Origin of the sequence: Microbacterium istanbulense (assembly GCF_037204145.1) — a bacterium.
GTDB lineage: Bacteria > Actinomycetota > Actinomycetes > Actinomycetales > Microbacteriaceae > Microbacterium > Microbacterium istanbulense.
Genome location: NZ_JBBDGN010000003.1, coordinates 1 through 11,926, shown reverse-complemented (window position 1 = coordinate 11,926; position 11,926 = coordinate 1). Strand labels below are relative to the sequence as shown.

Annotated in this window: 13 protein-coding genes; 6 read left to right on the top strand and 7 right to left on the bottom strand. The window is 69.6% G+C overall.

Annotated elements, in window-relative coordinates; genetic code table 11:
* Position 1: 1 nt before the first annotated feature.
* Genes WDU93_RS04815 through WDU93_RS04805 form a run of 3 tightly spaced genes read left to right on the top strand, consistent with a single transcriptional unit; the run spans position 2 to position 2,882 of the window.
* Positions 2–1,141 (top strand): cysteine desulfurase family protein, encoded by a 1,140-nt coding sequence (locus WDU93_RS04815; protein ID WP_337318129.1) that lies wholly within the window; start codon positions 2–4, stop codon positions 1,139–1,141.
* A 21-nt stretch (positions 1,142–1,162) separates the two neighbouring features.
* Positions 1,163–2,104: a glycosyltransferase family 2 protein gene (locus WDU93_RS04810; RefSeq protein ID WP_337318127.1), complete on the top strand. Its 942-nt coding sequence runs from the start codon at positions 1,163–1,165 to the stop codon at positions 2,102–2,104.
* On the top strand, positions 2,061–2,882 hold the full coding sequence (locus WDU93_RS04805; protein WP_337318125.1) for an SDR family NAD(P)-dependent oxidoreductase: 822 nt from the start codon (positions 2,061–2,063) through the stop codon (positions 2,880–2,882). The genes WDU93_RS04810 and WDU93_RS04805 overlap by 44 nt, the downstream gene beginning before the upstream one ends.
* 7 nt (positions 2,883–2,889) lie before the next feature.
* Here WDU93_RS04805 and WDU93_RS04800 read toward each other — a convergent pair whose 3' ends face one another.
* On the bottom strand, positions 2,890–4,908 hold the full coding sequence (locus tag WDU93_RS04800; protein ID WP_420064040.1) for an ABC transporter ATP-binding protein: 2,019 nt from the start codon (positions 4,906–4,908) through the stop codon (positions 2,890–2,892).
* A 45-nt stretch (positions 4,909–4,953) separates the two neighbouring features.
* On the bottom strand, positions 4,954–5,595 hold the full coding sequence (locus WDU93_RS04795) for a DUF1345 domain-containing protein (protein WP_337318121.1): 642 nt from the start codon (positions 5,593–5,595) through the stop codon (positions 4,954–4,956).
* Positions 5,596–5,713: 118 nt separating this feature from the next.
* On the opposite strand from WDU93_RS04795, the gene WDU93_RS04790 reads away from it, so the two are divergent.
* Positions 5,714–7,189: an MDR family MFS transporter gene (locus tag WDU93_RS04790; RefSeq protein WP_337318119.1), complete on the top strand. Its 1,476-nt coding sequence runs from the start codon at positions 5,714–5,716 to the stop codon at positions 7,187–7,189.
* 55 nt (positions 7,190–7,244) lie between these two features.
* Here WDU93_RS04790 and WDU93_RS04785 read toward each other — a convergent pair whose 3' ends face one another.
* The gene (locus tag WDU93_RS04785; protein WP_337318117.1) at positions 7,245–7,412 is read right to left on the bottom strand and encodes a hypothetical protein; all 168 of its coding nucleotides are present in this window, start codon (positions 7,410–7,412) and stop codon (positions 7,245–7,247) included.
* Between the two features lie 171 nt (positions 7,413–7,583).
* Here WDU93_RS04785 and WDU93_RS04780 point away from each other — a divergent pair, with 171 nt between their 5' ends.
* Together WDU93_RS04780 and WDU93_RS04775 are read left to right on the top strand one after the other, a co-directional pair.
* Positions 7,584–7,880, top strand: coding sequence for a Fe-S cluster assembly protein HesB (locus WDU93_RS04780; RefSeq protein ID WP_337318115.1), 297 nt, complete (start codon positions 7,584–7,586; stop codon positions 7,878–7,880).
* 77 nt (positions 7,881–7,957) lie between these two features.
* Entirely contained in the window at positions 7,958–8,488 is a 531-nt protein-coding gene (locus WDU93_RS04775; RefSeq protein ID WP_337318113.1) for a GNAT family N-acetyltransferase, read from the top strand.
* 6 nt (positions 8,489–8,494) lie between these two features.
* Here the strand turns inward: WDU93_RS04775 and WDU93_RS04770 are convergent, their stop codons facing one another.
* The 4 genes from WDU93_RS04770 to WDU93_RS04755 all read right to left on the bottom strand — a co-directional run bounded on the left by WDU93_RS04770 (position 8,495) and on the right by WDU93_RS04755 (position 11,867).
* Positions 8,495–10,201: a SulP family inorganic anion transporter gene (locus WDU93_RS04770; protein ID WP_337318111.1), complete on the bottom strand. Its 1,707-nt coding sequence runs from the start codon at positions 10,199–10,201 to the stop codon at positions 8,495–8,497.
* Between the two features lie 31 nt (positions 10,202–10,232).
* Positions 10,233–10,568, bottom strand: a complete 336-nt coding sequence (locus WDU93_RS04765) for a hypothetical protein (protein WP_337318110.1) — start codon at positions 10,566–10,568, stop codon at positions 10,233–10,235.
* 3 nt (positions 10,569–10,571) lie between these two features.
* Entirely contained in the window at positions 10,572–11,138 is a 567-nt protein-coding gene (locus WDU93_RS04760; RefSeq protein WP_337318108.1) for an alpha/beta fold hydrolase, read from the bottom strand.
* Positions 11,139–11,210: 72 nt separating this feature from the next.
* A complete protein-coding gene (locus WDU93_RS04755; protein ID WP_337318107.1) occupies positions 11,211–11,867 on the bottom strand; it encodes a hypothetical protein in 657 nt (218 codons plus the stop codon).
* Between the last annotated feature and the right edge of the window lie 59 nt (positions 11,868–11,926).

The window sequence follows — 11,926 nt, the reverse complement described above, 5'->3', positions numbered from 1 at the left end:
CATGCTCTACCTCGACCACGCTGCCACCTCGCCGGTGCGCCCGGAGGTGCTCGAGGCGATGCAACCGTATCTCACCGGCGTGTTCGGCAACCCCTCCAGTCACCACACGGCGGGCGAGGCGGCCGCAGCGGCTCTCTCCGACGCCCGCGCCAGGGTCGCTCGTGTGCTCGGGATGCGCACGGGCGACGTGCTCTTCACCGCGGGCGGCACCGAGGCGAACAACCTGGCGGTGAAGGGCATCATGCTTGCCGCGCTCGGCGATGGCCGACGGCACCTGATCACCACGCCGATCGAGCACGAGTCGATTCTGGAGTCCGCCGCCTTCCTACAGCGATTCCACGGGATCGAGGTGACGCTGGTGCCCGTGGACGACGTGGGCCGCGTCAGCCCCGACCGCGTCGCCGCCGCCCTGCGCCCGGACACGGCGCTGGTCACGATCGGTCACGCGAATAACGAGATCGGCACCGTGCAGGATGCCGCGGGCCTGCGCGCGGTGACCCGCGCCCAGGGTGTTCCCCTGCACCTGGATGCCGTCCAGTCAGCGGGTTGGCTGCCGCTGGCGGGGCTGGGGGCCGACGCGCTGTCGATCGCTGGTCACAAGCTCGGCGCGCCCAAGGGCATCGGGGCGCTGGCCGTGCGCGGCCGCGTGCCGCTGGAGCCGCTGCTGCACGGCGGCGGGCAGGAGCGCGGCCGCCGCTCGGGCACCGAGAACGTCGCGGGGGCGGTGGCGCTGGCCGTCGCCCTCGAACTCGCCGAGGCCGAACGCGAGACGCTCGCCGGGACGGTGGGGGCTGCGACCTCACGGTTCATCGCCTCGGTGCTGCACGACATCCCCACCGCGCAGCTCACCGGCGCGCCCGGGCAGCGGCTGCCGGGAACGGCCAGCTTCACCTTCGCGGGGATCAGCGGTGAGGCCGTCCTGCTCGAACTCGAGCGCCGCGGCGTGATCTCCTCGAGTGGCTCGGCGTGCGCGGCCGGCAGCGATGAGCCCTCGCACGTGCTGCTGGCCTGCGGCATCGCGCCGGACATCGCCCAGAGCGCGGTGCGGTTCACCTTCGGGCGGCATCCTCTGCCGGGCGACGCGCCGGAGCGCCTGGCCGCCGTCGTGGCCGCATCGGTCTCGGCGGCCGGCACTCCCTGACCGCACCCGTAGACTCGCCTCGTGCCCGCTCCCCTCGTCACCGTCGTCGTGCCAGGGCGCGACGTCGCCGCGTTCGCGCACGCCGCGATCGCCTCACTGCAGGCGCAGTCCGAACCGCGCTGGCGCGCGCTCCTGCTCGATGACGGCTCGACCGACGACACGGGCGCGATCTTCGATGCCGCCGCCCGCGACGACCCCCGGTTCACCGTCGTGCACAACCCGGAGCCGCTCGGCCTCGGCGCGGCGCGCAACGTCGGCCTCGCTCGGGTCGACACCCCGTTCGTCGCGTTCCTCGACGGCGACGACGAGTTCACCCCGTTCGCGCTCGCGCGCACCACCCAGACCCTGCAGCGCACGGGCAGCGACTTCGTCGCCGGCGCCTACGTGCGCTCACGTTGGGACGGCGCCGGGTACCGGCCGGGGCGTGTGCAGCCGTGGGTGTCGGCAGCGACCGACCCGGAGCAGCTGCGCACGACGATTCACGAGCATCCGCCGGCATCGGCGAATGTCGTCGCCTGGTCGAAGGTCAGCCGCAGCGACTTCTGGCAACGGCGGCGCTTCCCGGAGGGTGTCGCCTATGAGGATCAGATCCTCGCGCAGGAGATGTACACCCAGGCGCGTGCCTTCGACCTCATCCCCGATGTGCTCGTGCGCTGGCGCCTCCGGGCCGATGGGACCTCGATCACACAGAGCAAGGCCCAGCTTCCGGTGTTGCACGACTACCTGTCTGCGCTGCGCGGCGGTATCGACGTGTTGCGCCGAGCCGAGGCGCACGCCGCGGTCGTCGCCCGCCTCGACCTCATCCTGTCGATGGATGTGCCACCGCTGGAGCGGATCGCGGCGGAGCATCCGGATCCGGCCTATCGCGCAGCGCTCGACGACTTCCTCGGCGAGTTGCGGGCCCTGCCCGAGTTCGCCGATGCCCGCCCCGACCCCGCACTCGCCGCTGCACTCGGATGGTGACCGCATGACCGACTACCTCGACACCCTCTTCTCGCTTACTGGGCGCACCGCCGTCGTCACCGGCGGCTCGTCGGGCATCGGCAAAGGCATCGCTCACGCGCTCGCGCACGCGGGGGCATCGGTGGTGATCGTCGCCCGCGGGGAGGAGCGTGTGACGGCGACCGTGCGCGAACTCACCGATGCCGGATGCCGCGCCGCGGGCGTCATCGGCGACCTGGGCAGCCGCGCCGGCATCCATCAGGTGGCGGATGACGCGACGCTCCCCTTCGGCGAACCCGACATCCTGGTGAACTCGGCCGGCATCAACATCCGTCCACCGTTCGCCGAGATCACCGAGGCCGACTGGGATGCCACGATGACCGTCAACGCGCTCGCGCCGTTCCTGCTGGGCCAGCACTACGCGGCAGGGATGGCAGAGCGCGGGTTCGGTCGGCTGATCCACATCAGCTCCCAGCAGGCGCACCGCGCCTTCGTCGGCAGCGGCGTCTACGGTGCGTCCAAGGGCGCCGTGCAATCGCTCATGCGCTCGGAGGCCGAGGCCTGGGGCGGCACCGGCGTGACCAGCAACGCCCTCGTGCCGGGTTTCGTGCTCACGCCGCTGAACGCCCGGCTGCAGCAGGACACCGCAGCCGTCGAGGCGCTCGCCGCGCGCACCATGATCGGCCGCAACGGGCTGCCGGATGACTTCGCTGCCGCGGCGGTGTTCCTCGCCGGGCCCGGTTCGGGTTACGTCACCGGGCAGTCACTGTTCATCGACGGCGGACTGTCCGTGCACTGACGACGCGTCAGTCGTCCGACGGGGCCCCGGCAGCGCGGGTCTCGAGCAGCGGAATCGGCGCGGTGAGCGCGGCGACCGCATCCGCTCCGGCAGCGCCCCCCGGTGCCTGGTCCGCCCGGCGCGCGGCGAATGCGGCGGGTGCCCCGGCCGGGGCGAGCGCCGCTTCGGTTCCGGCGATGCGTGAGGCAGCGACCTGCTGGGCGGCGAGTTCGGCGTAGAGGCCGTCGGCGGCGAGCAATTCGGCGTGGGTGCCGGATTCGATGATCCGACCGGCATCGAGCACGTGGATCATGTCGGCGCCCATCACCGTCGACAGGCGGTGTGCGATCGAGAGCACGGTACGGCCGCGGGCTGCCTCATCGAGCGCCTCTTGCACCACGCGCTCTGACACCGTGTCCAACGCCGACGTCGCCTCGTCGAGCAGCAGCACCGGCGGATCCTTCAGCAGCACGCGCGCGATCGCGATGCGCTGCTTCTCGCCGCCAGAGAGGCGGTAGCCGCGCTCGCCGACGACCGTGTCGTAGCCTCGCTCAAAGCCCGCGATGATGTGGTGGATGTTGGCCGCGGTGCAGGCCGCGATCAGTTCGTCGTCGGTGGCGTCGGGTTTGGCGTACAGCAGGTTCTCGCGGATCGTGGCATGGAACAGGTAGGTCTCCTGCGACACGATGCCGATGTCGTCGATGATCGACTCCTGGGTGAGCGAGCGCACATCGGCCCCGGCGAACAGGACGGCGCCGCCCGACACCTCGTACAGGCGCGGCGCGAGATAGAGCACGGTGGTCTTGCCGGCACCCGACGGCCCGACGAACGCGACGTGCTGCCCGGGCTCGGCGTCGAACGAGACGCCGTCGAGCGTGGGGCGGGCATCGGGTGCGGCATCCGGGTAGCGGAACACGACGTCGCGGAACTCGATCCGCCCGCGCGGCCCTGGGGCCTGCGCGACGGTGATGGGGTCGGGGGCGTCGGTGATCTCGGGAACGAGGTCGAGGTACTCGAAGATGCGGGCGAACAGGGCCGCCGAGGTCTGCAGGTCGAGCGCCACCCGCATCAGGCCCATGAGCGGCATGAGCAGTCGTGCTTGCACGGTGGTGAAGGCGACAACGGTTCCGGCGGTGAGCGCATCGGCGGAACCAGTGATGAGGAACCCCGCCACGAGGTAGATGATCGCCGGCACCGACGACATCATCACCTGCACGACGGCGAAGAATCCCTGACCGCTCATCGCCCGGCGCACCTGCAGGCGCACCTGGTTGCGGTTCTCCTGCTGGTAGCGCTCCGATTCGGTGCGCTGCCGGTTGAACGACTTCGACAACAGCATTCCCGAGACGCTGAGCGTCTCTTGCGTGATCGAGGTGAGCTCAGACAGCGACTCCTGCGTCTCCCCCGCGATGCGTGCACGCACCTGCCCGACGCGACGCTGCACGATCACGAGCACCGGCATCATGAACACGGCGATGAGCGTGAGTCGCCAGTCGATGAGGATCATCGCCACGAGCGAGGCGATGACCGTGACGATGTTGCCCAGGATGCTGGTGACGGTGTTGGTCAGCACACCGGAGACACCGCCGACGTCGTTCTGCAGCCGCGACTGGATGACACCGGTCTTGGTGCGCGTGAAGAAGCCCAGCTCCATCGCCTGCAGGTGCTCGAACAGCCGCACCCGCAGGTCACCGGTGACACTGTTCCCCACCGTGGAGGTGAGCCAGGTCTGCGCGACCCCGAGCGCGGCCGACAACAGGAACAGCCCGATCATCGCCGCGACCAGCTGCACGAGCAGGCCCAGCTGGGGCGACCCGCCATCGGTGGGGAACAGGGCGTCGTCGAAGATGCGCTGCACGAGCAGCGGGGGGATGACGGCGATGCCGGCGCCGAGGATCACCAGCACGACCGTGAGCACGAGCCGTGCTCGGTACGGGCGGAACAGCGCGACCACGCGGCGACCGAGGCCCTCGACCCGCGGCGCCTCGGCGTTCTGACGGCGCTGCGCGCGTTCGTCCACTCCTCGGAATGCCGGTCGTCCGCCCATGCTCATCCCGCCAGGCTACTGCGCGGACCAGACGTCGGGCCGCGCTCAGCCCAGCCCGACGACGAGATTGATGATCGAGGCGAGGATCACCGTGCCGAACAGGTAGCCGAGGGTCGTCTGCGCGATCACCACGCGGCGGATGCCGTTGCCGGTGAGGTTCGTGTCGGAGATCTGATAGGTCATGCCCAGGCCGACCGAGACGTAGACGAAGTCGGTGTACTCGGGGTCTTCGTGCTGGTTGAAGTCGATGCCGCCCAGCGGCTCGGCGTAGAAGATGCGGGCGTAGCGCAGCACGTACTCGAGCTGGATGAGCACCCACGACGCGGCGACGCTGAGCACGGCGATGCCGGCGAGCACGTACTTCTGCGGATCGGGGGCGCGCTGGGCCTCGAAGATCACCGCGAGCACGGCGCCGAGGCTCACCAGGCTGCCCGCGATCGAGATCAGGCGCGCCGCCTGGCGACCGGGCGCCTCGAGTGTCGCGTGGGCGCGGGTGGCAGCAGCATCCATCGGCCAGATCAGCAGCAGCAGCCAGACGACGTTGACGAGCGCGAAGGCGCCCCAACCGGCGAGGATGCCTGCGGTCACCGTGAGGGCCGGGGCGACGAGGATGCCGACGGCGACGCCGACCACGATGGAGATCACGGTGCGTGGGCGCAGCAGCGCGTGCACAGACGGAGGGGTCACCCGAGGATGCTACCGGGCACGAGTTCTCCGGGAGCGGAATGAAGTACCCGCCCCACCGGTTACTCTGTAACGCTGCGTGCGCGACCGTACGCCGGCCCCCTTTCCTCCGAGGAGAAGAATGCCCACTGCCGACACCGGCTCGGTGCCCCAGGCATCCCCCGCACCCCTGATCCCCCGTAAGGACATGGCGGTGATCTGGGTGCTGCTCATCGCGGCCTTCGTCGCGATCCTGAACGAGACGACGATGGGCATGGCGATCCCGCACCTCATCGACGATCTCGGAATCGATGCGCTCGCCGCCCAGTGGGTGACGAGCGCGTTCATGCTCACCATGGCGGTGGTCATCCCCACCACCGGCTTCCTGCTGCGGCGCTTCACCACGCGGCAGATGTTCCTGGGGGCAATGACCCTGTTCTCCGCCGGCACCCTGTTGGCGATCCTCGCGTCCGGCTTCCCGATGCTGCTGGTCGCCCGCGTCGTGCAGGCCTCCGGCACCGCGATTCTCATGCCGCTGCTCATGACGACGATCATGAACCTCGTGCCGCCTGCCGCTCGCGGGCGCATGATGGGCCGGGTCAGCATCGTGATCTCGCTGGCCCCCGCGATCGGTCCGACGCTGTCGGGCTTCCTGCTGGACCACTTCAACTGGCGTTCGATCTTCGTCGTCGTGCTGCCGATCGCGCTGGTCGCGCTGGTCATCGGCTGGCGCCGACTGACCAACGTGGGCGAGACCACGCACGCTCCGATCGACATCCTCTCGGTGATCCTGTCGGCGTTCGGTTTCGGCGGCCTCGTGTTCGGGCTCAGCCAGATCGGCTCGATCGCCGAATCGGGCGGATCGACCACTCCCCTGTTCGTCTCGCTCGCGGTCGGTGTGGTCGCTCTCGCGCTGTTCCTCGCCCGCCAGGTCGTGCTGCAGCGCGAGGACGACGCGCTGCTCGATCTGCGGATCTTCCGGTCGCGGGACTTCTCGCTGTCGATGGTGCAGATGTTCCTGCTGTCGCTGGCGTTCTTCGGCACCCTCACGGTCGTGCCCCTGTACCTGCAGAAGGCACTCGGTTTGCCGTCAGCGGAGGCCGGTCTGATCGTGCTGCCCGGCGCGCTTGCGATGGGACTGCTCGGCCCGGTGATCGGGCGCATCTACGACTCGCACGGCACACGCGTGCTGCTCGTGCCTGGCGCGATTCTCGCGGCATCCATGCTGTGGGTGTTCTCCACCGTGACGGTGAACACGCCGATCTGGCTGATCGTGATCGCGCAGACCCTGCTGTCGATCGGTCTTGCCCTGTCGTTCACGCCGCTGTTCACGGCGGCGCTCGCCTCGCTGACGCCGAAGTTCTACTCCTACGGCAGCGCGGTCATCGGTACCGTGCAGCAGGTGGCGGGAGCCGCAGGCATCGCGGTGATGATGGCGGTCTTCACGGCCATCGTGGCCGCGTCCGGTGGCACCGAGGTGCCCACGGCTGTGGCGTCGGGTTCACGCGTGGCGTTCCTCATCGGCGCCGTGATCGCCTCGATCACGGTCGTGGGGGCGTTCTTCATCCGCAAGCCCGTCGATGACTCGGCCGAGGCGCCGGCACACGCCGGCCACTGACGTCCAGACAGACGAAACGGCGCCTCCCGCGACAGCGGTGGGGCGCCGTTCTCGTTCAGTCCTCGGAGGCGTCCTTCTCTGGCGCGGAACCAGTGGATGACTGGCCGGGCATCACGCAGAAGCCGCCCACGCACATGCCGGCCTGCGCATCGGCACCGAGCAGCTGCAGCCCCGGCACGGCGGCGAGGGCATCCGTGGTCTGGGGTGTCTGTGATTCGGTCATTCCTCGATGCTACGCCTGCCGCAGGGTGTGGGGGTCGTTATGCGCGGCCCATCCGTCCGGTGTGAAACCCCTCCGAGAATCGCTGTCAGGTTGATCCTCGAGTCGAGGTGCGGAAACGTGGCCCGGACATCGCGTCGCCCGGCGCGGTGGACGCAACCGGAAGGAGAGCGCATGCTCACCCTCACCGAGAACGCAGACACCATCGCGACGACCATCGTCGCCCAGCAGAGCGATGACCCCACCGCGGGTCTTCGCATCCAGGCCTCCAGCGCGGATGCCCCCGAGCAGCCGCGCTTCGCCGTCACCGTGGCCCCCGCACCCCAACCCGGTGACGACGTCGTGGAGGGTGTCGGATGCCGCGTGTTCCTCGAACACGACGCGTCGACCGCCCTCAGCGACAAGGTGCTCGACGCCGACGTCGACGCACAGGGTGGCGTCTCGTTCACGCTGCTGCCGCAGAGCGCCTGACGCCGCTCACCGTCGCCCACTCCGCTCCCCCAGGCGGAGTGGGCGACTGCTCTCTCGCGGCGAGGCAGAATGGGCGGATGACCCTCGAAACCCCGCGCCTGCGGCTGCGCGAGCTCACCGAGGCGGATCTGCCGGCGCTGCGCGCCATTCTGCAGAATCCGCAGGCGATGGTGGCGTATGAGGGGCCGATGTCGGATGCCGAGGTGCACGGCTGGCTCGAACGCCAGCAGCAGCGGTATGCGGCCGACGGCTTCGGGTTGTGGGCTGCCGTCTCGCGCGAGACGGACGAGATGATCGGACAGTGCGGGCTCACCCTGCAGTCCGGCTCCGGCGAAGAGGTGGTCGAGGTGGGGTATCTGTTCCGCCCCGACGTCTGGCACCGCGGCTACGCGACCGAGGCGGCGTCGGGAGCGGTCGCCCACGCGTTCGCGACGCTGGATACCGCTGCCGTGCACGCGCAGATCCGCGACATCAACCTCGCGTCGATGAACGTCGCGATCCGCCTGGGGATGACCGTGCGGGGACGCTTCGTGAAGCACTACCGCGGCGTGACGATGCCGCACCTCGACTTCGCGGTCACCCGAGAGGCGTGGGCCGCGCACAGCTGACGGGCGTCACTCTTCGCGTGCGGCGGCGAGCGCGGCTCGGTTCGTGGGGTAGACGGCGTCGCCGTCGAGCACACCCCAGCGCCGCATCCGGTCGACGACGCGTCCGTGTCCGCGGCTGCACCGGAACTGCACGTCACGCTCGGCCAACCAGTCCCGCAGAGCACTCAGCGCATCGGCGGCGGTGATGTCGATGTCGCTGATGGCCTCGAGGTCGAGGATGAGCCAGCGCACCGGCTGAGCTCTCGTCGTGACCAGCCGTTTGAGGTTGTCGACCACGACCGCACTGTTGGCGAAGAACAAAGGCCCTGCCACGCGCACCAACAGGATGCCGGGTGCCGACTGCACCGTGGGAGCGAAAGGCGCCCGCTGGGTGCTGCCCTCGGCGCCGTCATCGATCAGGATGTCCACCGCGGGGCGCGCGGCGCGCCTGGCCACGTTGATCAGGGCCAGCACGAACGAGACGAAGATTCCCGAGATGGCGCCGACGAACAGGGTGACGATGAAGCAGACCGCGCCGATGACGAACTCGAACCGGTCGCGGCGCCAGAGCGATCCGAACTCGGGCAAGCCGAGCAGCGGCACGATCGCGACAGCGACGACGGCGCCGATCGCCGGCATCGGGATGTCTTCGAGCAGTGCGGTTCCGAACAGCAGGAGCAGCAGCACGCCGGCGGCCATCACGATCGTCGGCAGCTGTGTGCGCGACCCGGCCTGGTCCATCGCGGCGGTGCGGGAGGTGGAGGATCCGACGGCGAAACTGCCGGAGGCGCCCGAGGCGATGTTGGCGATCCCGAAGGCGAACAGGTCTTGGTCGGGCCGGTGCTCCACGCCCTGTTTCTCGGCATAGGCGCGGGCGACAAGGAGCCCCTCGGCGGTGGTCACGAGCGTCAGCGCCAGCGCGGTCGGCACGAGGGCGATCCAGGTCGCGAGATCGAGCATCGGCCAGCGGGGCGCCGGCAAACCCGCCTCGACCGGGCCGAGCACGGCGACCCCGGCGTCGGCGAGCCCGGTACTCGCGACGAGGACGGTCGCGCCGACGAGCACGATGAGCGCCCACGGCACGGCTCGCGCCAGGCGTCGCCCGATCAGCAGCACGGCGACCCCGACGACCGAGATGCCGGTCGCCGCGAGCGATGCGGTGCCGAGACCGGAGATGAGGTCGAAGATCTTCTCGGTGAATGACCCGCCGGAGTCGATCTTCACGCCCAGCATCTTCGCCACCTGCGAGACGAGGATGTCGAGGGCGAGACCGCCCACGAAGCCGATCAGGATCGGGGTCGAGAGGAAGCTGGCCAGATACCCGAGGCGGAAGACGGATGCCGCGATGAAGAACAGCCCGGAGAGGATGGCCTGGGCCATCGCCATGGCGACGTAGTCAGCGCTGCCGGCGATCGCAAGCCCGCCGACGGACGAGGCGACGAGGGCAGCCGCTGCGGCATCCGGCGAGGCGACGAGCTGCCGTGACGAAACGAGCAGTGCGTAGAGGACGACGGGGACGATGAGGGCGTACAGGCCCGCTGTGGGCGGCAGGCCGGCAATCTGCGCGTAGCCGATGTTGAGCGGCACGGCGATCGCCAGCAGCGTGATCCCGGCCATGACCTCGCGCAGCGCGTTGTGACGCGTGAGGCCCGCGAACGGATGCCACCGGACCGCACCGCGCGCCGCGCCATCGTGCCGACCCCCACCGGTCTTTGCCCCACCCCGCGATGTCACCCGACAAATGTACCGAGCGCGCCGCCGCCGTCTAGGGGGTCAGGCCACTCACAGGCCACGGCTCGTAGACCACGTCTGCGAACGCGTGCACTTCCGTGCGAAGCCGGGCGACAACGGCGTCGCCGTCAGCGGCCCACTGCCTGCGGCTGTGGGCATCCGTCCAGCCCAAGACAGGATCGAAGTGGGTGTTCCACAGCTCGTTCCACGCGGCAAGATCGCGCGTCAGAGCGGCCGAGAGACCGTACATCTCCGGGGTTGTCGCGTACCCGACATCCCACGTCGGAGTGGAGTCCTCCCACAACGGCCAGGCGCGCCCGTACTCGGGGAACACCCTGATCTGTCGCCGTGCGGGCGAGGCAGGTGACATGGGTCAGTCCCAGTCGAGGTACTCCTCGATGATCACCGCGGTCTCGATCGGCTGATGCATCGGGAACAGGTGATCACCGGCGACCGTCTTGATGCTGGCCCGCTCGGGGATCGAGGACTGCAGCGCCTCGGCGGTCGCCGCCGTCGTCACCGTGTCGTCGGTGCCCTGAACGATCAGCACCGGGATCGCCGGTGCGACGGGCAGGTCGACGTCTTCGACACCGAGCATGAGCAGACCGTTGGCGCGATCGGGGTGCGCGGCAGTGAGCGCTCGGGCGATGGTTCCGCCGTAACCGTGGCCGCCCACCCAGGTGTGCTCGAGGCCCGCATGGTCGATGACCGCGAGCGCGTCGGCAACCTGCTCGTCCAGCGAGAGCTCGCTGTCGCCGGCGCGGTAACCGATGCGCAGCACGTGGAAGCCGGCTTCCTCTGCCAGGTAGTGGCCGACGACACCCAACACATCGCCTTCGAGACCGCGCTCCTGAATCAGCACGAGCTTGACGGGCCCTTCCCCCTCGTCGACAAAGGGGATCGCGCGGCCTTCGGGCTCGAAGATCTGGGTCTCGGTCATGGGCGCACGGCTCCTCGGTCAGCGATCGTGGGTCGGCATCCAGCGTAGTCTGTGCTGCTGGGCGTCACACGTTCAGCCGGCGGCATCGGCAGTGCGCGTGGACGGATTCTGCTGGGCGAACGCGACGACGTCCTCCCACGACCACTGCAGATCGGTGGGCGGCATGCCACCCATCGTCTCGCTCCCCCAGTTGTCCCAGACCCAGTCTCTCGGCACGATATGTACCGCGGTGCCTCGGTGCGGTGCCGGCAGCGGATCGCCGTACACCACGAGCACGATCGCGTAGGCACCCTCGGTCCACCAGTCTGCGCGACGGACGCCCGTGCGCACGAGTTCATCGGCGTACGGTCGGAGTTGCCCCTCTGCCCCGGCAAGATCCACCGCGAAATAGTTGCCATGGTGGTAGTTGCCGGCGCCGCGGATGTCTAGCCAGAGTTTGCTGGCCTGATGCCGGCGGGTGTCGAGAGCACCAGCATCGCCGTCCGCGGGCGATGGCAGCCAGGCGAGCGGCACGATCCAAGCTTTACCGCGCGCGAGCATCGGGTAGGCACCTCCCAGCCACACGCTCGGCGCGGACTCGGCCGCTGTGGCGTCCGCGCGCAACAGATCGTGGATGGCGTCGACAAGACCCCGGCCACCCTCCCCCGCGCCGACGACCGCACCGCTGCGAACGGAGTCAGCCTCAAACGCGTGGTCTGCGAGGCGAGACTGCTGTGTGTGATCGGTCACGAAGCGAGTGTAAGACGAGGCGGACGACAAGCGTCGCGCGGGCACGCGCGCGGTCTAGT

Excerpts from the sequence above, each read along its gene's own strand:
- WDU93_RS04815 (WP_337318129.1), top strand. The coding sequence starts at position 2 with ATGCTCTACCTCGACCACGCTGCCACCTCGCCGGTGCGCCCGGAGGTG.
- WDU93_RS04805 (WP_337318125.1), top strand. The coding sequence starts at position 2,061 with ATGCCCGCCCCGACCCCGCACTCGCCGCTGCACTCGGATGGTGACCGC.
- WDU93_RS04800 (WP_420064040.1), bottom strand. The coding sequence starts at position 4,908 with ATGGGCGGACGACCGGCATTCCGAGGAGTGGACGAACGCGCGCAGCGC.
- WDU93_RS04790 (WP_337318119.1), top strand. The coding sequence starts at position 5,714 with ATGCCCACTGCCGACACCGGCTCGGTGCCCCAGGCATCCCCCGCACCC.
- WDU93_RS04785 (WP_337318117.1), bottom strand. The coding sequence starts at position 7,412 with ATGACCGAATCACAGACACCCCAGACCACGGATGCCCTCGCCGCCGTG.
- WDU93_RS04780 (WP_337318115.1), top strand. The coding sequence starts at position 7,584 with ATGCTCACCCTCACCGAGAACGCAGACACCATCGCGACGACCATCGTC.
- WDU93_RS04775 (WP_337318113.1), top strand. The coding sequence starts at position 7,958 with ATGACCCTCGAAACCCCGCGCCTGCGGCTGCGCGAGCTCACCGAGGCG.
- WDU93_RS04765 (WP_337318110.1), bottom strand. The coding sequence starts at position 10,568 with ATGTCACCTGCCTCGCCCGCACGGCGACAGATCAGGGTGTTCCCCGAG.
- WDU93_RS04760 (WP_337318108.1), bottom strand. The coding sequence starts at position 11,138 with ATGACCGAGACCCAGATCTTCGAGCCCGAAGGCCGCGCGATCCCCTTT.